The organism is Acetoanaerobium sticklandii (genome assembly GCF_000196455.1).
Taxonomy (GTDB): Bacteria; Bacillota; Clostridia; order Peptostreptococcales; family Filifactoraceae; genus Acetoanaerobium; species Acetoanaerobium sticklandii.
In genome coordinates this window covers 2,053,649-2,079,856 of record NC_014614.1, presented here as the reverse complement: position 1 = coordinate 2,079,856, position 26,208 = coordinate 2,053,649, and the positions used below count along the sequence as shown (strand labels likewise).

Here is a 26,208-nt window from a genome sequence, read left to right as displayed (position 1 = left end):
ATGAATTATGATTTTTAAATTACCTGAACTAAACTATTCTTATGATGCACTTGAGCCACATATCGATAAACAAACTATGGAAATTCACCATACTAAACATCATCAAGCTTATGTAGATAAACTAAATCAAGCTTTGGAAAAGTATCCAGAATTTCAAAATATGGATATAGAAGAGATATTAAAATCTTTAGATAAGCTTCCAGAGGATATAAAAGCAGCTGTTAGAAATAATGGTGGAGGGCACTATAATCATGATTTATTTTGGAAGATTATGTCACCAGAGGGAGAGAGAAAGCCTGTAGGAGAGCTTGCTAAGAAGATAGATGAAAAATTTGGAGATTTTGAAAGCTTTAAAGCAAAGTTTAAAGATGCTTCAGTAGGTAGATTTGGTAGTGGCTGGGGCTGGCTAGTTCTAAATTCTGATAACAGCATAGATATAGTATCTACTCCTAATCAAGATAATCCTATATCAGAAGGCAAGAAAGTTATTTTTGGATTGGATGTTTGGGAGCATGCATATTATCTTAAATATATGAACAAAAGACCAGATTATATTGATGCTTGGTGGAATGTTGTAAACTGGAGCATAATCGAAAAGAGATACCAGTCTTTAAAGTAAAATTGAATAAATTTGATTAAAAAATCAGAGTGTAATATCAAAAATAACCCCACAAAAAAGCTATACTAATGTTTGATGGGGTTATTGTTGAATTCACAATAAAAAGTGTAGATGAAGGATGCCTTATTTTTGGCCTTTTGTTTACACTTGTTTTTTGTGTAATAATATTGTTAATCATAAACTTATATTTTGTTATAATATATATAAAACTAAATCGTATATAAAACGGGAGATGAGTTATATGGGTAATAGGATTTATCGTTCAAATTCAGACAAAATATTAGGAGGAGTATGTGCTGGACTGGCTGAGTATCTAGACATAGACCCAACTATCATAAGAATTATTTGGGCAGTTTCATTTTTTTCAGGATTCGGTTTTTTAGCCTATATTATAGCATGGATTGTTATTCCGCAAAAACCATATGGAATGGAAACCTATCATAATCAAACATATCATGCGCCGAGTTATCCTAAAGAACCGCAAAGTGAAGGTGAAGAAATACCAGCTGAAGAAATAGATTACAATCAAAGCGAGGAATATACAGCCTCAAGTAAAGCAGAGCCAAACTACACCAAAGCTCGGGACTATAATAATGATAGAAGCGATAAAAGCGCAAAGGTTATAGGCATAGGACTGATAATAATCGGAGGAGGCTATCTTGCCAAGAAGCTTCTTGGCTTTATAAATATCGATGATAAATTGGTATTTAGTGCGCTTCTTATAGTAGTAGGACTATTTCTGATAAGTAAGAAAAATAAATAAAAAAAAGTAATAATTCTACACAATACTATAATCAAAGCTTGCAAATGAGTTCTATAAATCTTGTTGATTACAAAATATTTATTACAATTAAAAGCCTAGATATATCATATTAAGATTTGTATATGATGATAATCTAGGCTTATTTTTATCTTAAAATAACAGGACTACTGAAAAACATGATTAGCTTTAATACAAAAGGTTATTAATTTTCTTTGAGTTTTTTTTCTAAATCTTTAGCATATTTACTCATACTTTGGTTTATATGAGGAAGGTTTAATATTGAAAGAGGTTCATTTGCTTGCTCCATAAGAGCAAAGTTAGGAGCTAGCCTAAATCCTTTATTAAAGCAAAAGGCTGATATTATCTGGCCTGCAACCATATCGAAACCTGAGTTTGCAGATACGATAATAGCGTAGAGGTATTTATCAGAAAAATCCTTTTGCCTATAAATATATGTCATTCTGTTAATCATGGCAAAATAGTTTGCTGGCATAGAGTCGTTATAGTTTGGACAGGCAACAAGCAGAGCTTGTGATGAATCAAGAGATTTGAATATATCCTTTAGCTTATCCCCTTCGTAATAGCATACTCCATGATTAGAAAAATTCATACACTGCTCGAAGTCACAGCCTCTGCAGTCCATTATTCTTTCCTCAGCTAATGAAAATATGCTTTTTTCAATAGATAGGTTATCTAGTATCAGCTTCATAAGAGCATAGGTGTTTGACCTGTCTATGTGACTAGCATGAACTGCAGTTATTTTAGGATTTTGCTGTAATTCATGCTTGTCATTTTTTAGCCTTTTGCCTAGATTCATGCATTCTTCAAGGCATAGCTGTTTTAGAGATATATTGTTCAGCCTTTGTTTGTTTTTGAAATTGTTGTAGCTTTCTACAGCTTCTACCATTGGTTTTCCTATGAATTCTAGACCCATATTATTTGTTAGAAATGCTATATGGCTTGAAAAATATTTTGTGTAAAAAATTGTCTTGCTAAAGCATAGGATAGAGCCTTTGCAGCCACTAAAAAATTTAGGTGAGCTTAGATATGCTTTGTGAATGAGCTTTAAAATACTGGTATCAACACCACAGATATCAGCTTCCCAAGCAAATAGGACTTTGTCATTTGGCTTCAGGGAAGGAAGATTATCTAAAGTTACAAATTTAAAGTCAGAATAAGAATGACAAAAAGCATTAATCATTTCTGAGAGCTGGATTGAAGGTGAATCCGATGAAAATATATATAGCATTGTTCTATTCCCCCTAGGTTAACCAGTTGTCTATATTATAAATCAGAAAAAGTAACAGCTAGTTTGTTTATTAGCTTTTCAGGCAAAGCTAAAGCTTCTATTTGGACACCGCTTTTAGTGAGTCTATTTTTACATCCTAAGAATTTTCCATCTATAAACACTGAGCTATAATGCCAGTCACCTCTTATTGTGGCTAGGAGGCTAAGACAGCCTGAAGACAGAGCAGGTGCAATATAAGGCTTGAAGCCTGTGGCTCTTACATCTAAATTTGAGTGCAGAGCAAGCTGAGTAAGCTCCTCACTTATTTCTTCATCGTAATTATCTATGCTATTTGCTATGATTAGACCTTTTCCGTGAGGGCCATAGGCTCTTCCCTCTTCCAAGTATGAAGCTAAAGCAGGATTTCTTTTAGCGTGATATACAGCTCTTGCATGCATAACTCCAAGCCCATAGCCTTTGATTTGGTCGCTTGCAAGGCCTAAGTAATCTTTGGTTCCAGAATCATCAGTGTTGCTTTGTTCATAGGCAACCCTACATAGCTGGTCTACTGGATCAGAAAGAATAGCAAAAAGACCTTTGAACTTAGCTTCTCTAGCTTTTTTTGCATATATTTTTAGTATTTTAGAGTTTTGTTCTAGCTGAGCCATTCTCACATCCTTTATTTCACTACCAACTGGAGGAATAAAAGTAGCTACTGTAAATGCCAGCACATCACAATCAAAGATGTCATTTTCATCTAGGCGAATAACCTTTGGCATATTTAGACCGTCAAAGTGGATTTGCTCCATCTCTTGCTCATAGCGAAGCATTTTGTTTTCATCCTTATCGTAGATGCCTATAGTTGAGATATGGTTACCACCTGTAAGCTTCAGTCCTGTAAGGAGCGTTCCGCCTACATCTCCTAGACCTACTATGTTAAGGTGTATAGGTTTAGATGTTGGAAGAGGATTATTCCCTAAGCAATCTTTCCAATTTGGATGAGATAAATTAATGCTCATCACTCTTTGAGCTTTTATTAAGCTCAGAAAATTTGGATCTATATTATTTTGAATATCACCAGCTTCTTGCTGATAAAGAAGAGAAATATCTTCTTTATCAGCATTCATTAAGCCTATGCTATCTAGTAGGAATGAACGTCTAAAATCACCTTTAGGCTGAATAGTAAAATAATAGATGCTATCAGACTCCTCGATATCCTGAAATTCAATTAACTTAGAATCTGACAATAAACCTTGAACCTCTTTTTCTATGGCTTCATTTTGAATGCATAACACTTTGCTATTAGTTTTGAAATATTTCATAGGTCACCTACTTTAGTATCATTTTTTTAAGTCGTTTAAGCCTTTCTATATCATCGAGTACATATGATGACGGAGTTTGATTTTTTGAATATTCCAAGTTGTTGCCATAGTCTACTACTCTAGGGTAGACCAAAACCTCATTTAATGCAGAAACTGTGAATCTTCTCTCAAACAGCTCTTCATAAACTTCTTCTAAGCTCTTTAATATGGCATAAGCATTTTCAAGGCAAGTCATAGAGAAGTTATATAAATCATGAGCATTTGTATCTTTAATATAGTGTGGAGAGGTGTATGGAAGTATGAGGTTAATAGATGGAATCATTGAACCTATTAAGTTAGCATCCTCAATTCCATCTCCGCTAATAAACGGATAAAGGATTCCCTCGTTAAACCATACGTTTAATTTTGGAATAAAATACGCACTGTCCACATCTCTGCCTTGGATTTCCATAAGCTCTTTGCCTTTGCCTGTTAATATGCCTACAATTACTTTAGACACTTTGACATTCTGTCTTTTTAGTATTGGATCTAGAGCGTTGATTCTATATCCTTTGTTCAAAATATCATCCACAAGGATTACTTCTTTAGCAAAAGATTTGATGGTTTTTACCTGTTTATCTAGAGATAGATAAAATGGATAAGCTCTAATAGTAAAGCCACTCAAATCTTTGTTGAATATTTTTTCTGTGTGAAGCGATTTTGATACGGTATTAGGAATAATTAGCTTTGAAAGTATGTGTCCAAAAGGTACACAGATTTTTTCACCTAATTTTCTTGGTACAGTAGGTGTGTGTGGAACTTGATTTTCCTCACAAATCTTGGCAATTAATTTTTCCTTGAACATCTTATTGTCAAAAGGAATAATTAGATTTGCTGGATAGAGCTTTGCAATGGCAGTCTGAAGATTTGTTCTAGTGATTTCAATAGTAGACTGTATTTTATCGTTATTTAGAAACGGCTCTTTAATAAAGTTTTCAAGGTCCAAGTTTAAAGTACACGGGTTGCTCATATTGACATAGTAGATAGATTTTCGACTCTGAATATGAGTAAAGCCACTGAGCGTTATAATTTCTTCTAAAGTTTTATTTTCGCTAGACATTGTTTCATTTGAGTAAATCATGAAGGTGTAGTCCTTGCCTAGTGAATATGTCAGAGTTTCTGTAAATAGTATAGTCATTGTTTCTTTATTTCCAAATATTCCGCCTAGATGCACAATTCTACCTACATATACATTTCTAATAAAGTCACAGACAGTTTTATCTTCAAATCTTGAATATATGCTAGTTGATGGAAGCCACTTGAATACTGAAAAACCTAGCACTTCACTAGATTGATCATTTAGAAGCGCTATGCATCTTGTATTCTCATCATCTATGAAAGCGAAAAGCTTATCCAAATCTACATCTGTAAAGCTCTGAGCTAGCTTGGCTATTATAGTTTTAGGCGGATGCTTGTAGATTTCAACTCTTCTATTTATTTCTTTAGCATCAGATTTAAATAGAGGCTCTTTTTTGTATAATCCTTTGTCGTAGATATACTTTTCGCAAAGAGGGTCTACCATGTTTGAAATGTCTTTGTCTTGGTCTATACAGCTTCTTATAAGAGTTGAGCTAATATGAGTAAATGCATCATCTAGCTGAACATAGGTATATGGTTTCTTTAGATATTGCTTGAAATCCTCTTGTTCATTTGCATCTTTTGGAAGTTGCATGTCTTCTCTTTCAAAAACGATGTGAGGAAGCTCCCTGATTTTATAATCTCCTCTATAAGCTGAAGCATTGTAGATTACGTCTTTTCCAGTGACCATGTGAACGGATTTATGAGGGAAATTATTTACGAGATGATCTACATCCTTGTCATTAGCAATATTTACAGGCATACTGCTAGGATAAAGATAGATATCAAATTCATCAGCAACAGCCATTCTAGCTATTTCTCTTCTTATCATGTGAGGCTGAGTTCTTTTTGACCATGAAAATTCATCTACAGAAAGATAGACTTCGAGTCCCATATCTCTAATAGTTTTTGCTATGCTTTTATGACCTAGCGTAAACGGATCAAAGGTTCCAGGGAAGAATGCAATATTTTTTTTGTTTTCATACTCCACAGCTCCATTTTCAAGCTCGTACTCGCAGATATATCTATATATTCTATTCATACTGGAGCCGATGCTTAGCTGACCTATATCGTCAGTTTTTGGTGGAAGAAGGGTTAGCATTTTTTTAGCCATTTTTTTAAATATAGATGCTTTTAGGGTTTCGTCTATAGTCAAGCAATCGAAAATATCTTTTGAAATTACTTCTAAAGCAGCTCTTCTTACTTTCTTTTCATAGTGAACTAAAGCACACATAAGGATTCCTACTATACGGAATAAGCTTTTGTAATTTTTACTCTCTTGAGGATAGTTTTCATAATATCTGCTATACAAAGAAATATATCTTCCTAGAGTTTTTAAGATTAAAAATACAATGTTCGACTCTGAAGTTTTGATTTTCATTTCAAAATCATCTAAAATTTCATCAAACTCTTTTGGCGAGATGTAAAGCAGTATTTCTCCAAGATAATGAGGAATAAACTTTGCAAACTTATAGTCTTGCATCTCAAGTGAACGTATAAGCTCTATAGCTATATCGTTTCTTTGCTCAATGTTCAAGTGAGGGAAAATCTCTATAAGTGAATGACCTGCTTTTGTTCTTACTATTTCTATTTCGCTGACTTTTAAAATATTGCAAAAATGCATAGCTGTATACGCACCCATATAATTGATATTTTCTAGGGCGTTTTTTCTTAAAATATCAATGTGTACGATTTTTTGAATAAATGAAGTAGCGCTTTTTAGATTACTTAAAAATATCTCTGAAAGTCTACTTTTAGTGCTTTGCATAGCTTGTTCATAACGATATTCTAAATCATTGATTCCAAGAGCTTTAGAAAGCTCTAGAGAAAGATAATTAAATGAGATATTGTCAAGAACGTCGGCATTTTTTTGAAGACTTTCTTCTATTGTTGAGTAAAGCACACTTTCCTTTGTGATTTTATGTCTATAGCCGATTAATAGGAGCAAGGCTAGAGCTTTTATGTCTTCGTTTTCGCTTCTTATAGAATGTAGTGCTAAGAATAAAGCATCATTAAGGGTATTTTCATTTCTTAGCTCTATGCTGATAAGTGCAAGCAATAAATATTTGATTTGATTTTCTTCACCTGCGTGATTAGTTAGCAGTTTTGCACAGGAATTCTCGAAGTCAGGCCTTAGTGTTTCTGGTATATAGATTGATATTGTTTTGATGAAGTATGCAAAAGAAAGTCCAAGCCATTTTTTGTGAATAGGAATAGTCTTTATGTTGGGTTCTATCATCTTTGTTGCATACTGAGAAAATAATTCTAGAGCATTGGTTTCTGGGTTATCTATAACAGCATTTTTAGGAAGTTCTTTTCTATATTCTTCATCAAAATTCGATATGAGCTTACCGAGAAAGGTAGCTGACTCTATTCGAATATCCTCTTCATGATGAACTGTCATATCAAACAAGAATTTCATCATAAGTAGCTTTTGCTTTTGTGAAAGATGAGTAGAGTATTCCTTGAAGACATCTATATACTCTCTGAGCCTAAGAGGATTGCGCTCTGTCCTTGCGTATTCTAGCAAATGAGTTAGTGAAGCTTCACTTCTAAGCAGGTGCATTATGGTTATATTTTTGGATATTGAATAAAATTTGAGGTTATCAGTGATTTCCTGGTCAAATAATAAAGCGTAAGGCTTAGGCTTGGAACTTATTTTAGGCTTTGATTCGTCTAGGATATCTATATTTAATGATAATAAATAGTTTTCAAAGTCTTTGAGTTTTCCATAGGCCCTTTTATATCTGATAGTTTTTTGCTCGTCGACATTATCTAGTTTTTCTAGAATAACATTGAATGATTCATCTAAAGAAAAAATATTCATTTTGCCTTTTGCATCATTTTTTACTCTAAAATCGGAATAGATAAGAACTAAGGATTCTATAGGAAGATTTTCAAGTTCAATATCCCAAACAGAATGATTTGTAGCGATATGACCTATCATAGGCATAGCGTTATCCTTAAACCATTTATCAGTGTAGTAATAGTGAAGATAAGGAACTCTAGAAACCTCGTCTCCGATGCAGCCAAACTTACCTATATCATGTCCCATTGAGGCAGCTGAAACCTTCCCTAAATCTATTTCTACATGCTTTGAAGTCATTTGCTTACCTATAAAAGTGGCTAAGTGATGAATCATGATTACATGGTCAATTGTATTAAAACCCTTGAACTCAAGGCCAAGTCTCATAGCTTCATATACATATAGATTGTAGTAGGACTGTATAAAAGTAGAGTATTCTAAAGCAGATTCGTGATGAGAAAACACATCTTCATCCAAAAGCTCTACTTTGTATTTTGAAAGATTTGACTCTGAATCTAAATCTTTTTCTTGAGAATAAAGCTCTCTGAGAGTTAACATGAAAAATTTATACAGATTAAGAAATTTGCTATCATAGGAAAATTTGTCAGGAAATGACAGGGCAAGTACATACTCATACAAATCCTTTTCAAAATTTGAAGATTCAGGATAATTGTACGAATTTAACAAAGGGTTAAATAGATTTTTTAGCTTTGAGTATGAAAACTCAAGATTTTTTTCCATTTCTATCAAAGTTGTCTTATATTCTTCAGATTGAGCTATAGTTTTTAATATCTCATGATGAGAATCAAGTAGTGAAATGACATCTTGTGAATATATCAATCCCTTTATTTTATTTAGCAGGCTTTTCATAGCATGATACCTCCTTTATAATAGGAATATATAGAAAAATATATTGATGTACTTTGATTATATCAAAACTAACTATTTTAGGGGGAAAATATGTTTAAAAATGTTTTGAAAGCTGGATTTTCAGACATTACTTTAGAAGAGACTTTTATGGTATATCTGCTAGCAAAGGCTCAAGCAGATGAAGAAGTTTGTGAACTTGCTTTAATTATGAATCAACTTTTGAAAAAAGAAACAGTTTCAGATGAGTTATACGGTAAGGTTAGTGAGAAAGCGAAGAAGCTTATAGAAGAAGTATTAAAAAATAAACAAAAGCTACTTGAGATTAATACTACAGAATATTTTAATTGGATAAGGAATTTCAGAAATGATTCAATAAAATATGTGATTTGTGCAAAAGCACTTGCTAACTTGGAGCTTTATCCAGATAATATGCAAAAAAATGATTTATTTAATCTTGTAGCTGCTTTAAATATGGATAGAAGGCATATTATATATGATCATCTTTGCTGCGCTGTTGAGAAAGAATATAAAGATGTTCCGCTGTGCTATTTTTTACAGGATAAGAATATTGATGAAATCTCTGAGGCTTTTGATATTGATAAGGCTATGAACAAACAAAAAGATATAAATAAAGTTCATTGTGGTATTATTAGAGTGCTAGAGAATTTGGAAAGTGATTATCAAGAGCTTTTTAGTTTTGGAATGAAAGCTTTGTTTGAAGAATTTCATAATACCAAGGTATCAATAGATTATGATAGAGACAGTGTAAAAGTTATTTTGACAATGTTCTATCTTTTAGAGGAATATTTTATGTTTAAGTGGGAATATATAAGAGAGCAAGGCCTAGAGGGTTTTGTTGAAAAATACATATGTTTTGACAGTTAATTATTTAAGGAGAGTGAACGTACTTGGATACGATTGATTATTGGCAGGCGTTATTTTTAATTGTTTTAATTTTTTGGTTCAGCTTTTTTTTCTGCTTCAGAAACTGCTTTGCTATCGCTTAGTAAAATTAGACTTAAGCACATGGTTAAGGAAAATGTGAAAAATGCTAGAAGAATTGAAAAACTTTTAGATGACCCAAACAGATTAATAGGAACTATATTGATTGGAAATAATGTTGTTAACATAGGAGCATCGTCTATTGCTACAGCTCTTGCTATTAAGCTTTACCCTAACGGAGGAGTAGGAATAGCTACTGCAATAATGACTATTTTAGTCCTTATTTTTGGGGAAGTAACACCAAAAAATTTAGCGCTTCAGCATTCTGAAAAATTTTCGCTTAGAATTACTCCTATTATAGATTTTTTAGTTAAATTACTTTCTCCTCTAGTATTTGTACTTACTAGAATAACTAATCTAATAATAAAAATTTTAGGTGGAAAGCCTGACGATAAAAAGCCGTTTATTACAGAAGAAGAACTGAAGACCTTAGTAGATGTGTCTAGTAAGGAAGGGGTACTAGAACACGAAGAAAAAGAAATGATTTATAATATTTTTGAGTTTGGAGACCTAAGGGTAGCTGATGTAATGATCCAGAGAATGGATATAAAAGCAATATCTGTTGAGGATACTTACGATGAAATTATCCAGGTATTTAAAAATGAGAAATTCTCTAGACTACCTATTTATGAAGACACGATAGATAATATTATTGGAGTTCTTTACGCAAAGGATTTGTTCTTTTTAGATAGGGAAGCAGACAGACTTAACTTTGATGTGAGAGACTATATGAGAGCTCCGTTTAATACTTTTGAATTTATAATGATATCTGATTTTTTCAAACAGATGCAAGGTAATAAAATCCATATGGCTACTGTTCTGGATGAATACGGAGGAGTGGCAGGAATAATTACTATGGAGGATATTGTAGAAAGTATTTTCGGTGAAATAGACGATGAGTACGATGATACTGAAGAGGAAATTGAAGTTATAAAAGAAGATGAGTATGTTGTAAATGGAGCAGCAAGACTTTCTGATTTAAATGACATGCTAGGTATAAATCTAGAGTCGGAGGATTTTGAATCTGTAGGAGGCTTTATTATTGGAGAAATAGGAAGACTTCCAAAAACAGGAGAAATAATACAACATAAAAACATAAAATTTATCATAGAAAATGTGGATAAAAATAGAATTAAAAAGGTAAGAATTTTTACCTAATTGAATAACAGCAAAGCTTATAGGGAAATGTGACTATAGACAATTTTGGATATTTATGTAAGAATTATGATAGTATGACAAAAAACAAATCTAAAGAGGTGTAAAAATGAAAAGAATATCATTAGTTATGGCAGTTTTAATGATTATGCTTTCAACTATGGGATTTACTAGCGTTGAAAAAGCATATTGGGAAGAAAACAAAAAAATAATGCAGTGGGAAGGCGTAGAGTCTGAACAAGATCTTAGCCTTAATTTTAAAACTACTGATGGGTTTGCAATCAATTACAAAATGGATATTAAATCAAAAGGTATCATGAAAGATATGGTAACATATATTGAGGTAAACACAGAAGCTCTAGAAAATTCTCCAGCTATTCCTCAAATTAAAATGTATACTAAAGGCGCAGATTTATATATCAATAAAGAAGCTTTTGTTGCTTTTGTAAAGTTGGTTAGCCAAAAAGATATTGAAATTGCTGAAGATTATGTGAAAATCACAAACGAGCAAAATGTAGAAATAAGTGCTTCACTTATGGACGAAATCATGAAATTTGTGGAAGAAATCGACTTAGGAATGGACATGGGTATGGTACAAGATGGAAATAAATATACCCTTAACTTAGATTCTGATAAAATGATTGACTTATTAGATGCATACATGAGATATATCTTCAACAACATGGATAAAATGCCTTCTAGCTTAATGCCAGCAGACTTTAAAATGACTGAAGAAGAAAAGCAAGAGATGCTAGCAATGTACGATGCTTTTGTTACTCCATACAAGGATACTGCAAAAGCAGCAATCAAAGGAAGCCGTTACTACCAAGTTGATACTTTTGAAGATTCAAAATACGCTCAAGAAGCAGTTCTAGATATCAAAACTCCTATGGGAAATGGAACGCTTGCTATGAACAGCGTATCAAATAGAATAAGCGATTTAAAAATTTCTCTACCTTCATCTGTTAAAGTAGTTAATCAAGAAGAATTAAATGAAATGATGATGCCTGAAATGCCACCAATGCCGTTGTCAATTAGTCTTGATGGTTCATATGTAAATTTTAAAGGGAATGATTTTACTGAAGGAAAAATTGAAGTTAAAAATGTTAATGGAACAACATATCTAAATGTAAATCAATTATCTAAATTATTATCTACTATAATTGAAACTAAAGAAGATTATATTAGAACTACTGATTTGGCAGACCTTGGATTTGATGTACAGTGGAATGTAGAGTCAAAAACTATAGATATTTATTAAGATATGAAGTAATATAAATTCAACATGAGGGTACAAAGCAGAAGAACAATCTTTTGAATTGTACCTTTTTTTTGCTATAAATTATCTGATTATAAAAATAATTTTAAGGGTATATATCCCTAGTAGCTTTATAATGAAAAGATATGGGGTGTAGATATGACTTTTGACTTAGATACTGCGCTTAAAGATAGCTTCTATATGATTGCTTCGTTTGCTGAATCTGGAGATATTATTTATAAAAATAATAAATTTAATATGTACTTTCCTGATGTTAAGTCGAAAGATGATTTTATGGATATAACCTATGAGCAGGAAGTTTTTGGCAGAAACAGGAAAAGAATTATTGTGGAATCACCAGATATGGATGGGATAATTAAATTTGAGGTGAATTACTCAAAGGGCATAAGCTCTTATATAGGAACGAAAATTAATTATGATGAAATAATTGAACTGGGTCATTACACAGGAATACCTGTAAAAAAAGATAAAGCTAGGCATAACTCCAAAATATCGGTATCAAAAACTAAAATGAACGCTTATGCTACTATGCTGGTAGGTAAGGATGAAAAAATAAAGTATATAACTGATAACATATACGAGATTTTAGGCTCAAATATCTACCTAGATAAAACGCTTACTGAAGTTTTTGGAAATGATATAGCCTTAGAAATAAAAAATAGAATCAATTATCTAAGAGTATTTGACGATACTACTTTGGAAATAGATGGAAAACTAATCGTTCTGTCAGAAATGAACTCGAAGTACTTAGTTGTTAATATCTATCCTTATTCTGCTAATGTTATGAATAAATTTGAAGAGGTATCATATTTAAGATATAAAATAAAGAATCTAGAATCCGAGATTAGCTCTAGAGATAAATTTATTAAGGCTCAAAAGGAAGTCTACAAAAATATATCAACAGTAGACAGTCTTACTAAGCTATATACTAGACGTTATCTTATAGAAAGATACAATGAAGCTTTAAATAAATCTAAGAATTATGGGTATAAGTTCTCCCTTATAAATTTCCATATAGAAAATTTCAAAAAAATAAATTCTGATATAGGTTATGATAAAGCTGATGATTTACTGAAAAAGCTATCAATGCTTATTAGAAAAACCATGGATCATAAGCATGATTTAGCTTTTAGAGTTTCAAGCGCTGAGTTTGTAGTTTTATCTTCATTTACAACCAAGGAATTAGCCAAGGATAAATATGAGCTGATAAGAAATCAATTTCAGGAACAAACAGGATTTGAGTTGAAGATGAGGGTTATAGATTCTGAGGATGAAGTTGCTATGACTGAAAATACTGCACTTACCAATATAGAAGAATAAGAATTCGCCAATAAAACTATATGTATTGCTAATTGCTCCTAAAAACCTTGTTTTATTTAAAATTAGAAACTTGTTGTAGTGACAATAAGAACTTTATTGTATTAATAAAATATTAAAGGATTGCTGATGAATTATGTCTTCAGCAATCCTTTTTAAATTGTGATTTTTAATTAAATCAAGTGGTGTATTTTGATATAGAAGTTATTTAATGCACAGCTCGTTCAGAATATTTCCATTGTTTTCTATATCGATTAGAACTATTTTATCTGAATCTATAATAGCAACTGACCTTGAGCCATCTTTTGGGATAGAAGTGCTTCCAGGGTTTAATACTATTAAGGAGTCGTATTTTGCAAGCTCCTTTTTGTGAGTGTGTCCATATATTAAAATATCGGCTTTAAACTTTTTAGCCTCTTGAATCATATCCTCTTTTGATTTAGTATAGCCATGGGTAATCAATATATTTAGATTATCCGCATCAAGTACTGTATAAGGGCTCTGGATAGGATGATTTATAACCATCTGATCAACATCGCTATCGCAATTACCTTTTGCAAATACAATATTATCTAGTGCATTTATTTTTTCAGCAAGCTCTTTTGGATTGTATCCTCCAGGGATATCATTTCTAGGACCGTGATATAATATGTCGCCTGCATGAATTATTTTATCGCAATCTTTAAGATAATTCATAGCCATTTCAAAAAAATAAAGACTTCCATGGGTATCGCTTATTACACCTATTTTCATTTTTATCATCCTTTCTGATTACTTACAGAAACTTTTCTGTTACCTTGCTCCAAAATTCATATCCTCCAAGTCTAAGTAGCTTAATATTTATAGTAGAGGTCTGAAAGGTAAGGTCTACTATCTGATCATATCTATGCTCTATTCCGTCTGTAACAAATACCAAAGAGTCCTCGAATCTATATTCAGGGCTGATTTTTACTATTGCGTCAGAGGGGAGGATTATGCTAGAGGTAAAGGATCTATATGCATTTGTATTTATAGGAGATAAAGGTGTCACTTGTATTAGCTTCAAGCTAGGGTCAACTATACTTCCTCCTGAAGAATAATTATATGCAGTAGAGCCTGTGGGAGTAGATAAAATAACTCCATCTCCACTAAAACACTCTATGAAGTTGGTATTTACGCTGAGGTTTAAATGAATAGTTCTACTTTTGTCACCTTTGACTACGAATTCATTGATAGCCTGTAGCTCAACACAGCTGGTTCTAGTGCAGATTAATGCCTCTATAGGATGAATCTCTTGGATAGTATATCTTTTGTTTATATAGGCATCTATAAAGTTGTCTATTTGGGGAGGCATAATCTCTTGGAAAAAGCCTAAGTGACCTGTATTTATACCGATAATCGGAACTTCTGGAAAATCGTAGTCGTGAAGGGTTTTTAAAAATGATCCATCTCCTCCTATGGCTATAAATAGCTCAGCTTCAGGGTCAGGCTTTTCCAAAACCTCAAAGCCAGCAGAGGCTAGTTTGGTACGCAGTATTTTAGCTGTTCTTATAGAACGATCATATGAGTTATACGTAATAATTATTTTTCGCTTCAATCGTATCGCTCCTGTCTCAAATTTAGATATTGCGATGGAAAATTAGGTTTAAGTAAATGTCCAGTTAATATATAATAATTGTAATTACATATACATCATATTATAATTTGACTTTGTATGCAAAGCCAATTATAATGTTTAGAGTTTTACTATAAATATATAAAGAATCTCTATACATAATAACAAGCAGTGATTTAGCTAAAGAATAGAATTAATATATGAATGATAAAGGAGTTTAAATATGTGGTTTAATGACCAGCAATATAATAAATTAGTATGGAAAAATGAATCGAGAAACGACACCCTAAAGCAAATACTCCTAAATGATATGAGAATATCTCTTAGATTACTATACTCTTTGAAAAAAGATAAGCAGATATTTGTAAATAAAAAATTTTACAAAATGCATGAGATTGTAAATATAGGAGATATAATAGAAGTTAATTTGCCAGATGAAGCAAATGAGTATGATGCTGAAGACATGGATATAAAGCTGCTTTATGAAGATGCAGATTTGATGGTTATAGAAAAAGAGCCTTTTATAGTAGTTCATCCGACGAAAGGACATCAAAGAAATACTCTTGCCAATGGACTTATTAAGCTATTTAAGGATAAGTCTATAAACTCTAAGATTAGATTCGTAAATAGGCTAGATAGGGATACGTCTGGAATTCTAATAGTAGCAAAGAATAGCTATTGCCATAGTATACTTACTAAAAATGATGCAATGCACGAAATGGAAAAAAAATATTATGCTGTTGTAAGTGGACATTTAGATAAGGCAAGCGGAGTAATTGACCTTCCGATAGATAAGAGTGAAGACGGTATAAGAAGAATAGTTTCAGATAAAGGACAACGAGCAGTAACAAGATATAAGGTTATAGACAAACTAAAGTATGCAACACTACTTGAAATATCATTGGAAACAGGTAGAACGCATCAGATAAGAGTGCATTTTTCTCATATAGGGCATCCACTTTTGGGAGATGAGCTATATGGTGGAGATATGAGCTTATTAAATCGACAAGCTCTTCATTGCTTTGAGCTAGGATTTTATTCACCTAGAAAATCTGAAATTACATATATAAAATCAGAGCTCCCTCATGACATGAGAGAGCTAGTTGAAAAATTGTCGCTTGCTTATTGATGCGATTCTACATATTCTACCATTTCTCTAACTGTAGTAAATTGCTCTATAGCTTCTTCGTCTACTTCGATAGAGAATGCATCTTCAATGGCCATAATGATTTCAACAGCATCTAGAGAATCTATTTCGAGATCTTCATTAATAGATGTATCAAGTGATATCTTACTTTCATTTATACCAAGATGCTCTGCAATGATAGTTCTTATTGTTTCATAAATCATAAATTCAATCCTCCTAAATCAACACTATGAGTTCTTCGAAGATAGTTTATTATAAAGTAGCCGATTTTGCAATAAAAATATTGTTATAATATAGAGGAGGCCAATCTTGAGATATAGGAAAGCTAAAAATTACAAAGAAAAAATGTCAGTATTTGAAGGAAAAACCTATATTGATTTAAGCTTGATTACAAAGCTAGATATAAAAGAAGCGTACGCTAATAATCAGCCTTTAATGCTTGAAATAGGTTGTGGTAAAGGTGGATTTTTATTAGAATTAGCGAGGAGAAATCCTGAAGTAAATTACTTAGGAATTGAAAAAAATGATGCACTTTTGTTAGAGGCAGTAACAAAGGCATTCGAAGAAAATCTAGATAATATAAAATTTGTAAGCTTTGATGCTAGTAAAATAGAGGATTATTTTACTAAGGGAGATGTCTGCAGAATATATCTTAATTTTTCAGATCCTTGGCCCAAAGCTAGACATCATAGGAGAAGATTGACTAGCAGATGTTTTTTAAGTAAATATACTGAGGTTTTAAATGAAAGCAAAAGCTTGATATTTAAAACAGATAACAGAAATCTTTTTGAATTTACTTTACTTGAGCTAAGCGCAAGGAAAGACAGCTTGATATCAGTAGATTTGGATTTGCACTCTAAGGATTTTGAATCAGATGATGAGAGGCTTATATTAACTGAATATGAAAAAAGATTTATGGCACAAAAATTACCGATTTATCGTCTAGAGGCTCAGCTTTTGGGTAATAATAGGTTGTAAATTATTAATCGATACGATTGGGGGCGGGAAAAAATGGCAGTAACAATTAAAGATGTCGCAAAGATGGCGGGTGTTTCTATTTCTACAGTGTCTAGAGTAATTAATAATTCTAAGCCTGTAAGCAGTGACATTAGAGATCAGGTACTTAAAGTGATAAAAGAAACTGGATATGTTCCAAATCCAGTAGCAAGAAGCTTGGTTACAAAAAGAAGCAATATTATAGGAGTTATAGTTCCTGATATATCGAGCTTGTTTGTAGGAGATTTACTTAGCGGAATTGAAGAAATAGGAAGAATGTATGAATATGATATATTTCTTTGTAATACCTATGGAGAATCAGAAAGGGAGCTTAAATATATCAACCTTCTTAAATCTAAAGCAGTTGCAGGTATTATATTTGTAAGTGAAAAGCTAGAAAAGCCACAAATCGACTTGATTAAGGAGAGTCAGATTCCATCAGTCTATATTAGCAAAAATGCTAAAGATTTTGATGTATATTCGATTGGAATCGACCATAAGCAAGCTTCTTATGATATGACTAACTACTTTATAAACAAAGGAAAGAAAAAAATTGCTTTTCTAAGAGCATCAGTGGAAGATAATATTGAGGATTCAGAAAGATATAAAGGCTACAAAAGAGCTCTCGAGGATTCTGGAATTGATTTAGACAAAAGCTTGGTGCTTCAGGGTGATTCCACAAATGAATCTGGATATAGGATAGTAGAGATGCTGATAGAAAAAGGAAATATACCAGAGGCTATATTTGCATCGAGTGATGAATTAGCTGTGGGCGCCCTTAATGCTCTTCTTGACAATAGGATTAATGTGCCAAAGGACGTTTCTATAGCTGGTTATGACGACACTAGAATAGCATCTATGATTAGACCTTCGCTAACTGTTATAAAACAGCCTATTTATGATATGGGAGCAGTAGCTGCAAGAATCATTGTAAAATTAATCGATAATCAAGATGTAGAGGAAAAATATATCATTTTACCACATACATTAATTGAAAGACAAAGCTCTTAATTATTTGTATTTAACACAAACGTAATTTGTAGTATAATAATATATATAGAACCTGGGGTGTTCGTTTATCAGCTTTAAATTCAACCGACATATTTTATACGGGAACTTTATAGTTTGGTAGTGGAAGAAATGCCTGAAGAAGGACTTCGGAAATTAACAACAAAGTACCCACCTGGGTTGATCTCGGGTATTGAATTTGGGCAATGACGGCATCCTGGGTTTTGTATTCATACTTTTAGAAATTAAATTTAGATATACTCCAAACTCAACTAGAAACATAATTGAGATTTGGAGTATTTTTTATGTCAAAAAATCCTGTAAAATGCAATTTTAAAAATGAAATTTTCATAACTTCGTATTTAATTATTGCAAAAAAACATGCAAAATATCTTGAAAACGTTGAAATATAAAAGAAAAAACAGAGATGAATATTTCGAGAAAATGTTTTTAAAAACACAAAAATGATTTTGTGAATGTTAGATTATGCATTGACAGATATAAATACAAATGATATTATAGGATTATGAAATTGCAAATATATTATTTTATTATGGAGGTGCATAGCATGACAATGCAAAATAAAGTAGGTAAAACAACTGATAAAAAAGAAATTAAGGGATTTGTTTCGCAAAGAAAGTGCGGATTTATTACTTGCATTCATTGCATAAATGAAAGATGCACTACTAATAAATGCGATATGTTTGAAAGAGAGTATATCCAAGAAGGTTAATAATCATAGTATTTAAGCTTGCCTCGTAAAATGATGGCAGGCTTTTTTAATTTCGTACTGAATTTATTTTATGATAGAGATAATTTATGGCTAACTTAGCAATCTTTGATTATTTTTTTTATTTATCATATAATGTAAGCTATATTAGTTAAGAAAAATACTATGGATATATATAAAGAGGTAGCTATGGAAAAATTTAGAATTGATTTTAAGAAGGAAAATGGACCAAAGTATATCCAGCTTTATAAGCATATTAAAAATCTGATAGAGAATAGTAAGATAGAAGCTTCTGAGAAGCTTCCACCTCTAAGAGAAATGAGTGCTTTTTTAAACATTAATATATCTACATCTGTAAAAGCTTATGATTTGCTTGAAAAAGAGAAATATATATATAAAAAAGAAGGCAGCGGATCTTATATTTATCCTCAAGCTTCCGCCTCAAAGGAAGTAATAAAAGCTGTTAGATTTGATCTTGCAAATCCTCAAGCTAATATGTTTCCAGTCGATAAATTTAAAGAGGCTGTGGCTATTGCTATTGAAAAAGAGGGAGAGACTTTATTTGATTATCACGAAGGCTTAGGATATGAGCTACTTAGGATTAGTCTTTGTGATTATATGAAGAGTTTATCTATAGAAAGCGAGCCGGATAGGATACAGATTATATCTGGAGCCCAGCAAGGAATAAATATAATTGTAAATTCTATACTTAATTATGGGGATGTTGTGTTTATTGAAGAACCCAGTTATCCAGGAGCAATTGATGTATTCAAAGAGCATGGAGTAAAGGTCGTAGGGATTCCTGTACTTGACGATGGGATTGATATAGGCATTCTAAAAATGAAACTGGAAAAAATTAAACCTTCGATATTATACACTATGCCCAATTATCAAAACCCTACAGGTGTATGTTATAGTGAAAAAAAGAAAAAAGAGATACTAAATCTTGCTAGACAGTTTGACTTTATGATAATAGAAGATGATTATATGAGTGATTTTGATTTTAATAATACTAAAATAAAACCGCTTAGAGCTTATGACGAAGAAAACAGGGTAATATATATTAAGAGTTTTTCAAAAATTTTAATGCCCGGGCTTAGGATAGGTTTTATGGAAATGCCTATTCACGTTAGAAATGTAATAAGTAGAATAAAATATTCTATGGATATATCTACATCAAGTTTTACTCAGCTTTCATTATATTATTACATGACTTTTTTCGGTTGGAGAAATCATTTGGATATCATAAAAAAGGTTTATGAATCTAGATTTAAAATTGCGAAGAAGTATATTGATAGCAATTTTTCTGATATATTAACTTTTAGAAAGGCTTCAGGGGGTGTGAATTTCTTTGCGGCACTTCCAAAGGACTACAGCTCAATTGACTTAAAAATTTTCTTGGAGTCAAAAGGAGTTAAGGTTCTTGAGGGACCATTATTTTATTATAATATTAAAGCTGAAAATGAATTTCGAATAAGTATTGCACATATGCAAGAAAATGACATAGAAATCAATTTAAATACGCTTAAAAATGGTATAATAGAGTTCTTAAGTGATGAAAAAAATAAAATGAAGTATAAAATTCCAAATTAATAAATAAGAGGTGAACCATGTCGGAAGAAGAATTGGTAAAAAGAATAAACTTTCTTTCAAAGAAATCTAAGCAAGAAGGTTTGAATGACATAGAAAAGCAAGAGCAGAAAAATTTAAGGCAAGAATACGTAAATAGATTTAAGAATAATCTAAGACAACAGCTAGATAGTATTAAAATCCAAAAAAATTAAGGAGGGCTTAGGATGGCTGAAAGAAAATATGTAGTTTTTAAGCTTGACGAAGAGGAATATGGCATTGATATTATGAGAGTGAAAGAAGTAACTGAATTGGTTGAGGTGACAAAGGTTCCCAATACTCCTCACTTTGTAGAAGGAATAATAAATCTTAGAGGAGAAATTACTCCTATCATAAACCTTAAAAAAAGATTTTCAAAACCTGAGGAAACTGCTAATATAGCTCATAGAGTTTTGGTTCTTAATCTTGAGGATAAGCTTGTTGGTTTTATGGTGGACGATGCTTCTCAAGTTATAACAATGGATGATAATCAGATTCAGGAAACTCCAGCTATTATTACTGGAGATGATAAAAAATATATTGAAGGTATAGGAAAACTAGAAGAAAGAATGGTTATAATATTAGACTTATTACAAGTTCTAGACGAAACTGAGAAAAAAGAACTACTCGACATGTAAAAAATAAAGGGCTATATGCTCTTTTTTTGTAATTTAACTAAATTCTATATAGCAATTTGTAGAAAAAACTGTATATTATATTTATAATAATTTAAGGGGCTATAAGGTTATGAATGAGTCGGGGTTTTCTCCTAAGAGTCTGGACAAAGTAATAAATGATGTAATTTTATCTATTCAAAGTGGACAGGAAGAGATATTCAATATTTCTGAAAACGTTTTAAAGGAATGCGAACTAATCCTGCAAGAAATTGAAAAATTTAAACTAAAGGTTCTAGTTGTAATAAAAGAAGCGGAGAAACTCACTAAGGAAGAAAAGGAAAGTAGGCAAAAACTTTTTTTAGTGAGCAAAAACATAGGAGAATACTCTGAAAGTGATATTAGAAAAGCCTATAATGAAGCTAAAGATAAGCAGGTTCAGCTTCTTTTAAAAAGGGAAGAGGAACAAAATCTAATTAGAGAACGGAATCAGCTAGAAATCAGGCTTAAAAAAAATTATGAAATAGTGGAACAAGCTGAAAGTCTAATGTCTAAAATGAAATCGGTAATGGATTTTTTGGTATCAGATTTAATGGATTTAGGAAAAACAATAAGCAATTTAGAGGATAAAACTCAAATTGGAATGAAGATTATCAAGGCTCAAGAAGAAGAACGAAGGAGAATTGCAAGAGATGTTCACGATGGTCCTGCTCAAAATATTGCGTCTTTAGTTATCAAAACAGAGATAGTTGAAAAACTTTTAAAAAGAGGCAATATACATATAGAGGATGAACTTAAAGATATAAAGTCTCAGCTTAGAGCAGTTTTAAAGGAAATAAGAGGAATAATGTATGATTTGAGACCAATATCGCTAGATGAGGTTGGACTTATTCCTACGATTGAGCGTATGGCTGCTGATATGAGCTATGAAAAGAATATTGCAATTGAAGTAAAAAATATTTCGGATTATCCTATTATAAATTCATTGAATAAGTTAATAGTATATCGAATAGTTCAAGAGTCTCTAAATAATATAATAAAGCATTCTGGAGCTAAAAATGTTATTATTCGGATGGATATAAGAAAAAACTCTATAAATGGAAGTGTTTCTGACGATGGAAAAGGCTTTAATACTGAAAGCTTTACTGAAGCTAAAGATAAGTCTTTTGGACTTTCTTCTATGAAAGAAAGAGCAGAAATAGCGCATGGTTCAATAACAATAAAATCTGTAGTAGGAAAAGGTACTAAAGTTATGTTTAGTATACCTAATGAGGAGGAGCCAAATGAACACAGTAAAAATTATGATAGTTGATGATCATGCCCTAATGAGAGAGGGTTTGACAAAAATTCTTGAGATGGAAGACAACTTCGAAGTAGTTTTTAAAGCGGCAGACGGATATGAAGCTTTGGATTATATAGAGCAAAATCCAGTAGATATCGTACTATTAGATATTAATATGCCAAACATGAACGGTATAGAAACGCTTAAGAAAATGAAGCAATTGGACTTTGAAACTAAGATAATCATGCTTACGGTATATGATACTAGAGAGTATTTAATTGAAACTTTGAACCTCGGAGCAAATGGATATATGCTTAAGGATGCGGAAACTGATTCGCTTGTAAAAGCTATTGAAGCCGTTTATAACGGAGGTAGCTATATCCATCCAAATCTTGCAGGGGAGCTATTCAAAGAAATCAACAGACAAAGAGTCAGCAGAAATATAAAATCAGGAGTAGATTCTCTTACTAGAAGAGAGTATGAAGTTCTTCTTCTGATAGCTGAAGGTATGAGTAATAAAGATATTTCTGATCACTTGGTAATAAGTGAAAAGACAGTTAAAAATCATGTGTCAAGTATTCTTAGAAAGCTAGATCTTCAAGATAGAACTCAAGCAGCGATTTTTGCAATCAAACAAAAACTTACAAACTCCTAGTCGAATGACTAGGAGTTTTTCGTTAAAATGGATAGAAGCTTTGTGAAAACCAAGTAGATTGCATAGCATTTTTAACTTCCTCTTCAAATGAATCTCTGTGCTCTCTTTCCCATTTGGCAAGAGTACTGAGTAAATATTTTGCCTGTTCATCTTCAGTTTGCTCCAATGCTTTTTCGTAGAAAATAGCAAAATCATTTTCCATAGCATAAGCCATTCTAAGTATTGGTAAGTCAGATAAATCATATTCAAAATCAACGTGCTCTAAATCTTTAGTTTTATTTTGAATTATATTTTCACCATCTGCTTCTTTTAAATTGATTTCAGTAAAACTGTTATTTTTCTCAAGTGATTCTAATTGCCTTTCTAAAATGCTGTAATGCTCTTCTTCCATTGATGCTAGCCCTTCAAAAATCTCCTTGATTTTTTTGCTAGAAACCTTGTCTTTGTAGAAGTTATAAAATTCCTGAGCCTTTTTTTCCATATTCATTGCATATTTTAGAATTTCTGTTGCATTTTTCATAGTTTTAGCCTCCATTGAAAAATATAATTATTTAAAATAATGTTACTTAATCTATTTACCCTCAATATGATTTTGAAAACAGCCATGAAGTATTTATTTTATGAAGATATTAAAACAATATGGTTAATAATACTCCTAATGGGGTAATTTCTTTATGTAGGTTAATAGATAAAGCTTAAGAACAGGAGTGATAAAAATGCCAATTGAGAAACAGGTTATGTCAGGTAATGCTGCTATAGCAAGAGGTTTTTATGAAGCAGGTGGAAAAGTCGCAGCAAGCTACCCAGGTTCCCCTACGGTGGAATTACTAGAGCATGTTAGAGAATTTCCTGAAATCTATGCGGAGTTTTCCACTAATGAGAAGGTGGCCCTAGAAGTTGCTATAGGAAGCTCTATGGGTGGAGTGAGAAGTATGGTGTCCATGAAGCATGTAGGTGTAAATATCGCCATGGATCCACTTATGACTTTTACTCAAACTCATTTAAATGGAGGATTTTTATTAGTTACTGGAGATGATCCAGGAATGGCTAGTTCCCAAAATGAACAAGATAATCGTATACTTGGCAAATTTGCGAATATGGCTATTTTGGATCCTAGTAATTCTCAGGAAGCGAAAGATTTTACAAAGCTAGCTTTTGAGTTAAGTGAAGAATATAATTTGCCTATGATGCTTAGAATTACTAGTAGACTCTGTCACAGCAGAAGCATAGTTGAGCTAGAGGATAGAAAAGAAGTTCCAAGCAACAAATTTGAAGAAGATCCTGCAAAATACTGTATGCTTCCTCCGTATACCTTTAAAGCTCAATTTAATATGCAAGAAAGAATAGAAAAGTTATCAAAATGGGCAGATGAGGCAAACGTTAACAAATTAAATCATGTAAGTGATGATGTACTTATTATTACATCAGGATTGGCTTATGAAAACCTGATGGAAGTAACAGATAAGCTTAGCGTGCTTAAGCTTGGTATGGTTTATCCTTTACCTATGGATAAAATAAAAGAGCTTTCAAAAAAATATGCTCGTATAGTAATTATTGAAGAAATGATGCCTTTTATAGAGAATGAATTGAAAATTGAAGGCATATCTTGTGAAGGTAAAAAATGGTTCTCGTTTACAGGTGAATTGAATATAGATGTAATTGAAAAAGGACTTAAAGATGCTGGGCTTATTAATGAAACGAAATATGAGGTAGCTAAGGTGGAAGAAACAATTTCTAGAGGTCCACTTTTCTGCTCTGGATGTCCACACAGACCAGTATTTGACATACTTAAAAAAGCTAAGGCTTTAGTAGTAGGGGATATTGGATGTTATTCCATGGGTATTTTATATCCTTTTGAAGTTTTAAAAACCAACATAAGCATGGGAGCTTCTCTTGGAATGATTAAAGGCATGAGGCTTGCCATGGACAAAATAGGAGATGAAAGACCTGTAGTTGGAGTTATAGGAGATGGAACTTTCTTTCACAGTGGGCTTACAGGATTTGCAAATCTTAGATACCAGCTTAAAGGCGATGAAAATATAACTATGTTAGTGCTTGATAACGGAACAACTGCTATGACTGGTGGACAGCCTACAGCAAGTTCAAAGCATAGAGATAATGTTGGTCAAGATATAAGCATAGATGATTTATTGAAAACCATGGGTTATGAAGATATTCAAAGAATAGATCAGTTTGATTATCCTAAGGCCAAGGAAGTTATTAATGCAGCTATAAAAAGACCTGGAATTTCTATAGTTATTACATCTAGACCTTGCGCACTTAAATTTAAAATCAAAGAGCCTCATTTTTATGTGGACCCTAATATTTGTATAGGATGTAAAACTTGTATAAAAACTAACTGTCCTCCACTTAGAATGAAAAAATATGAGGGAATTGAAAAACTCAAATCATCTATAGATAAAAACCAATGCGTAGGATGTTCTATTTGTGCTCAAGTATGTCCAGTAAATGCAATAAAAAGAAGCGAAGTAGAGCAAGGAGGTAGCCATGAAAAATAAAAACTTAATCTTAGCTGGAGTAGGTGGACAAGGGCTTGTTCTAACTACTCAAATAATATCACAAGCTGCTTTTTTATCAGGACTTGATGTCAAAACAAATGACGTAATTGGCCTATCTCAAAGAGGTGGTACTATATGGGGAAGTGTTAAGATGGGCGATAAAATCCACTCTCCAAACATCGCTCCAGGAGATGCAGATATACTCATTGCTTTTGAAAAACTAGAATCTAAAAGATGGAAGCATATGCTAAAGCAAAATAATTCCATAGCAATTATAAATGAGTATGAAATAGCTCCGACTTTAGTTCAGCAAGGAGATAAAGACTATCCTGATGATGTGCTAGAAAATATGAAGCAAAACTCTGAGGTGATATCTCTTGATGCTACTGCAACAGGAGCAAAGATGGGAAATCCAGCAATAGCAAATATATTGCTTTTAGGAATTGCTGCTAGGTATATGGATATTTCTGTTGAAACTTGGTTTAAAACATTTGAACAATATCTACCGGCTAAATTTGTCGAGCTAAATAAAAAAGCTTTTATGTATGGATATGAGCAGGAATATTTAAAATAATTGA

The 26,208-nt window shown here is 32.1% G+C and carries 24 protein-coding genes and 1 other RNA gene; 18 read left to right on the top strand and 7 right to left on the bottom strand.

Annotated features, from left to right (window positions below; genetic code table 11):
- The first annotated feature begins 7 nt into the window (after positions 1-7).
- Both CLOST_RS09830 and CLOST_RS09825 read left to right on the top strand, forming a co-directional pair.
- The gene (locus CLOST_RS09830; RefSeq protein WP_013362160.1) at positions 8-619 is read left to right on the top strand and encodes a superoxide dismutase; all 612 of its coding nucleotides are present in this window, start codon (positions 8-10) and stop codon (positions 617-619) included.
- 241 nt (positions 620-860) lie between these two features.
- Complete coding sequence (locus CLOST_RS09825; RefSeq protein ID WP_013362159.1) at positions 861-1,382, top strand: PspC domain-containing protein; 522 nt, start codon at positions 861-863, stop codon at positions 1,380-1,382.
- A 202-nt stretch (positions 1,383-1,584) separates the two neighbouring features.
- On the opposite strand, the gene CLOST_RS09820 is transcribed toward CLOST_RS09825, so the two are convergent.
- Genes CLOST_RS09820 through CLOST_RS09810 form a run of 3 tightly spaced genes read right to left on the bottom strand, consistent with a single transcriptional unit; the run spans position 1,585 to position 8,724 of the window.
- Positions 1,585-2,631, bottom strand: a complete 1,047-nt coding sequence (locus CLOST_RS09820; protein WP_013362158.1) for a flavodoxin family protein — start codon at positions 2,629-2,631, stop codon at positions 1,585-1,587.
- 35 nt (positions 2,632-2,666) lie between these two features.
- Complete coding sequence (locus CLOST_RS09815; protein WP_013362157.1) at positions 2,667-3,932, bottom strand: Rossmann-fold NAD(P)-binding domain-containing protein; 1,266 nt, start codon at positions 3,930-3,932, stop codon at positions 2,667-2,669.
- 7 nt (positions 3,933-3,939) lie between these two features.
- Positions 3,940-8,724 (bottom strand): adenylyltransferase/cytidyltransferase family protein, encoded by a 4,785-nt coding sequence (locus tag CLOST_RS09810; RefSeq protein ID WP_013362156.1) that lies wholly within the window; start codon positions 8,722-8,724, stop codon positions 3,940-3,942.
- Between the two features lie 90 nt (positions 8,725-8,814).
- Between CLOST_RS09810 and CLOST_RS09805 the strand changes: the two genes are divergently transcribed.
- The 4 genes from CLOST_RS09805 (at position 8,815) to CLOST_RS09790 (ending at position 13,480) form a co-directional block, all read left to right on the top strand.
- A complete protein-coding gene (locus CLOST_RS09805) occupies positions 8,815-9,609 on the top strand; it encodes a hypothetical protein (protein ID WP_013362155.1) in 795 nt (264 codons plus the stop codon).
- A gap of 108 nt (positions 9,610-9,717) precedes the next feature.
- Entirely contained in the window at positions 9,718-10,884 is a 1,167-nt protein-coding gene (locus tag CLOST_RS14305; RefSeq protein ID WP_231853129.1) for an HlyC/CorC family transporter, read from the top strand.
- 106 nt (positions 10,885-10,990) lie between these two features.
- Positions 10,991-12,142, top strand: coding sequence for a hypothetical protein (locus CLOST_RS09795; protein ID WP_013362153.1), 1,152 nt, complete (start codon positions 10,991-10,993; stop codon positions 12,140-12,142).
- A 156-nt stretch (positions 12,143-12,298) separates the two neighbouring features.
- A complete protein-coding gene (locus CLOST_RS09790) occupies positions 12,299-13,480 on the top strand; it encodes a GGDEF domain-containing protein (protein WP_013362152.1) in 1,182 nt (393 codons plus the stop codon).
- Positions 13,481-13,681: 201 nt separating this feature from the next.
- On the opposite strand, the gene yfcE is transcribed toward CLOST_RS09790, so the two are convergent.
- Positions 13,682-14,230 carry a phosphodiesterase gene (gene yfcE / locus CLOST_RS09785; RefSeq protein ID WP_013362151.1) on the bottom strand — a complete coding sequence of 183 codons (549 nt, stop codon included), beginning with the start codon at positions 14,228-14,230 and terminating at the stop codon, positions 13,682-13,684.
- 22 nt (positions 14,231-14,252) lie between these two features.
- A complete protein-coding gene (locus CLOST_RS09780; protein ID WP_013362150.1) occupies positions 14,253-15,053 on the bottom strand; it encodes an NAD(+)/NADH kinase in 801 nt (266 codons plus the stop codon).
- 241 nt (positions 15,054-15,294) lie between these two features.
- Between CLOST_RS09780 and CLOST_RS09775 the strand changes: the two genes are divergently transcribed.
- Positions 15,295-16,200, top strand: a complete 906-nt coding sequence (locus CLOST_RS09775) for an RluA family pseudouridine synthase (RefSeq protein WP_013362149.1) — start codon at positions 15,295-15,297, stop codon at positions 16,198-16,200.
- On the opposite strand, the gene acpP is transcribed toward CLOST_RS09775, so the two are convergent.
- A complete protein-coding gene (gene acpP, locus CLOST_RS09770; RefSeq protein WP_013362148.1) occupies positions 16,194-16,421 on the bottom strand; it encodes an acyl carrier protein in 228 nt (75 codons plus the stop codon). The two genes, CLOST_RS09775 and acpP, sit on opposite strands and share 7 nt — an antisense overlap.
- Before the next feature lie 106 nt (positions 16,422-16,527).
- On the opposite strand from acpP, the gene trmB reads away from it, so the two are divergent.
- The 9 genes from trmB (at position 16,528) to CLOST_RS09740 (ending at position 23,111) form a co-directional block, all read left to right on the top strand.
- Positions 16,528-17,196 (top strand): tRNA (guanosine(46)-N7)-methyltransferase TrmB, encoded by a 669-nt coding sequence (gene trmB, locus CLOST_RS09765; protein ID WP_013362147.1) that lies wholly within the window; start codon positions 16,528-16,530, stop codon positions 17,194-17,196.
- A 33-nt stretch (positions 17,197-17,229) separates the two neighbouring features.
- On the top strand, positions 17,230-18,225 hold the full coding sequence (locus tag CLOST_RS09760; RefSeq protein WP_013362146.1) for a LacI family DNA-binding transcriptional regulator: 996 nt from the start codon (positions 17,230-17,232) through the stop codon (positions 18,223-18,225).
- Positions 18,226-18,271: 46 nt separating this feature from the next.
- Positions 18,272-18,450: non-coding RNA, 6S RNA (gene ssrS / locus CLOST_RS13795), on the top strand.
- Positions 18,451-18,790: 340 nt separating this feature from the next.
- A complete protein-coding gene (locus CLOST_RS13925; RefSeq protein WP_013362145.1) occupies positions 18,791-18,955 on the top strand; it encodes a hypothetical protein in 165 nt (54 codons plus the stop codon).
- 186 nt (positions 18,956-19,141) lie between these two features.
- Positions 19,142-20,545: an aminotransferase-like domain-containing protein gene (locus tag CLOST_RS09755; RefSeq protein ID WP_041487184.1), complete on the top strand. Its 1,404-nt coding sequence runs from the start codon at positions 19,142-19,144 to the stop codon at positions 20,543-20,545.
- A 17-nt stretch (positions 20,546-20,562) separates the two neighbouring features.
- A complete protein-coding gene (locus CLOST_RS13790; protein WP_013362143.1) occupies positions 20,563-20,736 on the top strand; it encodes a DUF896 domain-containing protein in 174 nt (57 codons plus the stop codon).
- A 12-nt stretch (positions 20,737-20,748) separates the two neighbouring features.
- Positions 20,749-21,198, top strand: coding sequence for a chemotaxis protein CheW (locus tag CLOST_RS09750; RefSeq protein ID WP_013362142.1), 450 nt, complete (start codon positions 20,749-20,751; stop codon positions 21,196-21,198).
- Between the two features lie 109 nt (positions 21,199-21,307).
- Positions 21,308-22,486 carry a sensor histidine kinase gene (locus CLOST_RS09745; RefSeq protein WP_013362141.1) on the top strand — a complete coding sequence of 393 codons (1,179 nt, stop codon included), beginning with the start codon at positions 21,308-21,310 and terminating at the stop codon, positions 22,484-22,486.
- On the top strand, positions 22,458-23,111 hold the full coding sequence (locus tag CLOST_RS09740) for a response regulator (protein ID WP_041487183.1): 654 nt from the start codon (positions 22,458-22,460) through the stop codon (positions 23,109-23,111). The genes CLOST_RS09745 and CLOST_RS09740 overlap by 29 nt, the downstream gene beginning before the upstream one ends.
- Before the next feature lie 22 nt (positions 23,112-23,133).
- On the opposite strand, the gene CLOST_RS09735 is transcribed toward CLOST_RS09740, so the two are convergent.
- Positions 23,134-23,631, bottom strand: a complete 498-nt coding sequence (locus CLOST_RS09735; RefSeq protein ID WP_013362139.1) for a ferritin family protein — start codon at positions 23,629-23,631, stop codon at positions 23,134-23,136.
- Positions 23,632-23,827: 196 nt separating this feature from the next.
- Here CLOST_RS09735 and CLOST_RS09730 point away from each other — a divergent pair, with 196 nt between their 5' ends.
- Together CLOST_RS09730 and CLOST_RS09725 are read left to right on the top strand one after the other, a co-directional pair.
- Positions 23,828-25,630, top strand: coding sequence for a thiamine pyrophosphate-dependent enzyme (locus tag CLOST_RS09730; protein WP_013362138.1), 1,803 nt, complete (start codon positions 23,828-23,830; stop codon positions 25,628-25,630).
- Entirely contained in the window at positions 25,620-26,204 is a 585-nt protein-coding gene (locus tag CLOST_RS09725; RefSeq protein WP_013362137.1) for an indolepyruvate oxidoreductase subunit beta, read from the top strand. Before CLOST_RS09730 ends, CLOST_RS09725 begins: the two co-directional genes overlap by 11 nt.
- The last annotated feature ends 4 nt before the right edge of the window (positions 26,205-26,208 follow it).

Excerpts from the sequence above, each read along its gene's own strand:
- CLOST_RS09830 (WP_013362160.1), top strand. The coding sequence starts at position 8 with ATGATTTTTAAATTACCTGAACTAAACTATTCTTATGATGCACTTGAG.
- CLOST_RS09825 (WP_013362159.1), top strand. The coding sequence starts at position 861 with ATGGGTAATAGGATTTATCGTTCAAATTCAGACAAAATATTAGGAGGA.
- CLOST_RS09820 (WP_013362158.1), bottom strand. The coding sequence starts at position 2,631 with ATGCTATATATATTTTCATCGGATTCACCTTCAATCCAGCTCTCAGAA.
- CLOST_RS09815 (WP_013362157.1), bottom strand. The coding sequence starts at position 3,932 with ATGAAATATTTCAAAACTAATAGCAAAGTGTTATGCATTCAAAATGAA.
- CLOST_RS09810 (WP_013362156.1), bottom strand. The coding sequence starts at position 8,724 with ATGAAAAGCCTGCTAAATAAAATAAAGGGATTGATATATTCACAAGAT.
- CLOST_RS09805 (WP_013362155.1), top strand. The coding sequence starts at position 8,815 with ATGTTTAAAAATGTTTTGAAAGCTGGATTTTCAGACATTACTTTAGAA.
- CLOST_RS09795 (WP_013362153.1), top strand. The coding sequence starts at position 10,991 with ATGAAAAGAATATCATTAGTTATGGCAGTTTTAATGATTATGCTTTCA.
- CLOST_RS09790 (WP_013362152.1), top strand. The coding sequence starts at position 12,299 with ATGACTTTTGACTTAGATACTGCGCTTAAAGATAGCTTCTATATGATT.
- yfcE (WP_013362151.1), bottom strand. The coding sequence starts at position 14,230 with ATGAAAATAGGTGTAATAAGCGATACCCATGGAAGTCTTTATTTTTTT.
- CLOST_RS09775 (WP_013362149.1), top strand. The coding sequence starts at position 15,295 with ATGTGGTTTAATGACCAGCAATATAATAAATTAGTATGGAAAAATGAA.
- acpP (WP_013362148.1), bottom strand. The coding sequence starts at position 16,421 with ATGATTTATGAAACAATAAGAACTATCATTGCAGAGCATCTTGGTATA.
- CLOST_RS09760 (WP_013362146.1), top strand. The coding sequence starts at position 17,230 with ATGGCAGTAACAATTAAAGATGTCGCAAAGATGGCGGGTGTTTCTATT.
- CLOST_RS13925 (WP_013362145.1), top strand. The coding sequence starts at position 18,791 with ATGACAATGCAAAATAAAGTAGGTAAAACAACTGATAAAAAAGAAATT.
- CLOST_RS09755 (WP_041487184.1), top strand. The coding sequence starts at position 19,142 with ATGGAAAAATTTAGAATTGATTTTAAGAAGGAAAATGGACCAAAGTAT.
- CLOST_RS13790 (WP_013362143.1), top strand. The coding sequence starts at position 20,563 with ATGTCGGAAGAAGAATTGGTAAAAAGAATAAACTTTCTTTCAAAGAAA.
- CLOST_RS09750 (WP_013362142.1), top strand. The coding sequence starts at position 20,749 with ATGGCTGAAAGAAAATATGTAGTTTTTAAGCTTGACGAAGAGGAATAT.
- CLOST_RS09745 (WP_013362141.1), top strand. The coding sequence starts at position 21,308 with ATGAATGAGTCGGGGTTTTCTCCTAAGAGTCTGGACAAAGTAATAAAT.
- CLOST_RS09740 (WP_041487183.1), top strand. The coding sequence starts at position 22,458 with ATGAACACAGTAAAAATTATGATAGTTGATGATCATGCCCTAATGAGA.
- CLOST_RS09735 (WP_013362139.1), bottom strand. The coding sequence starts at position 23,631 with ATGAAAAATGCAACAGAAATTCTAAAATATGCAATGAATATGGAAAAA.
- CLOST_RS09730 (WP_013362138.1), top strand. The coding sequence starts at position 23,828 with ATGCCAATTGAGAAACAGGTTATGTCAGGTAATGCTGCTATAGCAAGA.
- CLOST_RS09725 (WP_013362137.1), top strand. The coding sequence starts at position 25,620 with ATGAAAAATAAAAACTTAATCTTAGCTGGAGTAGGTGGACAAGGGCTT.